This window comes from Rahnella sp. AN3-3W3, from assembly GCF_003263545.1.
Taxonomy (GTDB): domain Bacteria; phylum Pseudomonadota; class Gammaproteobacteria; order Enterobacterales; family Enterobacteriaceae; genus Rahnella; species Rahnella variigena.
Window position 1 is genome coordinate 1 of record NZ_JYDG01000148.1, and the last position, 2522, is coordinate 2522.

1 protein-coding gene is annotated in these 2522 nt (G+C 53.5%); it reads left to right on the forward strand.

What is annotated here, in order from left to right; all coding sequences use genetic code 11:
- Positions 1–279 precede the first annotated feature (279 nt).
- Positions 280–2502: a ferric-rhodotorulic acid/ferric-coprogen receptor FhuE gene (fhuE, locus tag UC15_RS25450; RefSeq protein WP_112292003.1), complete on the forward strand. Its 2223-nt coding sequence runs from the start codon at positions 280–282 to the stop codon at positions 2500–2502.
- Positions 2503–2522: the final 20 nt, after the last annotated feature.

Here is a 2522-nt window from a genome sequence, read left to right on the forward strand (position 1 = left end):
ATACCCCACCCCAACCCTCCCCTTCGCAGGGGAGGGAGCGTTGCGGCTATCGGTGTGGGCGGCCAACCCACGCACCCTCTCCCCCTGTCTGTAATATTTATTTACAGCAGTAAACCCAATGCGTATTATTCTCATTCGCTTTATTAACCATGCTCATTTTATCTTTTCCAGCCCTTGTTCCGGGGATTCTGGCGGGGTTTGCTCATGCTGATAAAGCCGTATTCATAAAAAAAATGCAGTGGCTTAAAAAATAAGAAAATAACCGTGTGGAGAATACCTATGTCAAATTTTACAGGTAATTACGCCGTCAGGAGTGTTAAGGAAAATCCTCAAAACAATTCAGGAAAGAAACTTCCACTTTCCATCATTGCCCTGCTGGTTTCATCTTCATTGCATAGTGCTTATGCAGCAGAAGCCAGCGCAAAAAAAACCGCTGAAGACACGGTTGTCGTCACCGGTCAGAACGACACCAGCGCGGCAGATACCTCAGTGACCGATTACAGTGTGCCGGTTACCACCGCGGGCACCAAAATGGCGCTGACTGCACGCGATATCCCGCAGTCCGTCAGTATTATCAGCACACAACGTATGCAGGATCAGGAGCTTCAGTCGCTGGGTGATGTGCTGCGAAACACCACCGGGATCCAGGAAAGTGTCTCTGACCTTGACCGCCGTACCTACTACGCGCGCGGTTTTCTGATCGACAACTACATGGTTGATAACATCCCGACCACCTTTGACCCGCGCTGGGACATTGGTGATTCCCAGTCCGACACGGCCATTTATGATCGTATCGAAGTTGTCCGTGGCGCGACCGGCCTGATGACCGGTCCGGGTAATCCGTCAGCTTCCGTCAACCAGGTGCGTAAACATGCCGACAGTAAAGAGTTTACCGGCAACGTTTCCGCCAGTTACGGCAGCTGGAACAAACAACGCTATGTGGCGGATTTATCAACCCCGCTGAATGAATCCGGCAGCGTGCGCGGCCGTCTTGTCACCGGTTATCAGGATAAAAACAGCTACGTTGAACGTTACGGCGCGACCAAAAAATTCGTATATGCCACCGTGGATGCTGACCTGACCGATTCCACCCTGCTTTCGGCGGGCTACGAATTCCAGCAAACCAACACCGACAGCCCGACCTGGGGCGGAATGCCGCGCTGGTATCTGGACGGCAGCAAAACAGACTATCGCCGTGGTTTTAACTCGGCACCAGACTGGGCTTACAGCGATAAAGAAACCACCAAACTGTTCACCACCCTGAAACAGTCTTTCGACAACGGCTGGCAGGCGACCCTGAACGGCACGCATACCGAATCGCATATCGACTCTAAGATGATGTATATCGACGGGACATTCGATAAAACCACCGGCGTCGGTGAATCTGCCTATGCCGGATATCCGGTCGTTGCGGGTACCGGCTATAACACCGGTAAGCGTAAAGTCGATGGTGTTGATGCCTTTGCCAGTGGCCCGTATCAGCTGTTTGGCCGTCAGCATGAGCTGATGACCGGCGTGAGTTACAGCAAACAGCAGAACACCTATTACAGCTCCTTTGCCAATATTTCCACCGAAGAGCTGGGCAACTTTAATGATTTCAACGGACAGTTCCCTGAGACCGACTGGAACCCGCGTTCTCTGGCCGAAGACGACACTATCCGTCAAAAGTCGGCGTATGTTGCAACACGTCTATCACTGGCAGATCCGCTGCACCTGATCGTCGGGGCGCGATACACCAACTGGAACTCGCATACGCTGACCGACCAGATCGAGAAGAACAACATCACGCCGTATGCCGGTCTGGTGTTTGACATCAACGATACCTGGTCGACCTACGCGAGCTACACCTCGGTGTTCCAGCCACAGACTTACCGTGATATCAACGGCGCGTATCTTTCCCCGGTCATCGGTAAAAACTACGAAGCGGGTGTGAAATCTGACTGGTTTAACAGCCGCCTGACAGCGTCCGTTTCCATCTTCCGTGCAGAACTGGACAACGTTGCGCAGAGTACCGGCCGTACAATCCCGGGCTCGACCGATACGGCCTATGAAGGGAAAGACGGCACCGTCAGCCGTGGCGTGGAATTTGAAGTGAACGGCGCACTAACCGATAACTGGCAGATGACGTTTGGCGGCACCCGTTACATTGCAGAAGATGAAAACGGTGATGCGGTTAACCCGCAACTGCCGCGCACCCAGCTGAAATTGTTCTCCAGCTACCGTCTGCCGATGTTGCAGGATCTGACCGTCGGCGGTGGCGTGAACTGGCAGACTCACGTCTGGCAGGACGTCCCTGGCCCGAGCGGCAACGGCACCCGTTATGCAGAGCAAGGCAGCTACGCGCTGGTCAATCTGTTCAGCCGGTATCAGGTTACGAAACAGCTGGCGGTGCAGGGCAACATCAACAACCTGTTCGACAAGGAATATGACACCAGCGTGAACCAGTATGTGGTATATGGCGAGCCGCGGAATGTGTCGGTGACGGCGAGCTATAGTTTCTGATTTGCTGAAGCCGCAGCAAT

Excerpts from the sequence above, each read along its gene's own strand:
- fhuE (WP_112292003.1), top strand. The coding sequence starts at position 280 with ATGTCAAATTTTACAGGTAATTACGCCGTCAGGAGTGTTAAGGAAAAT.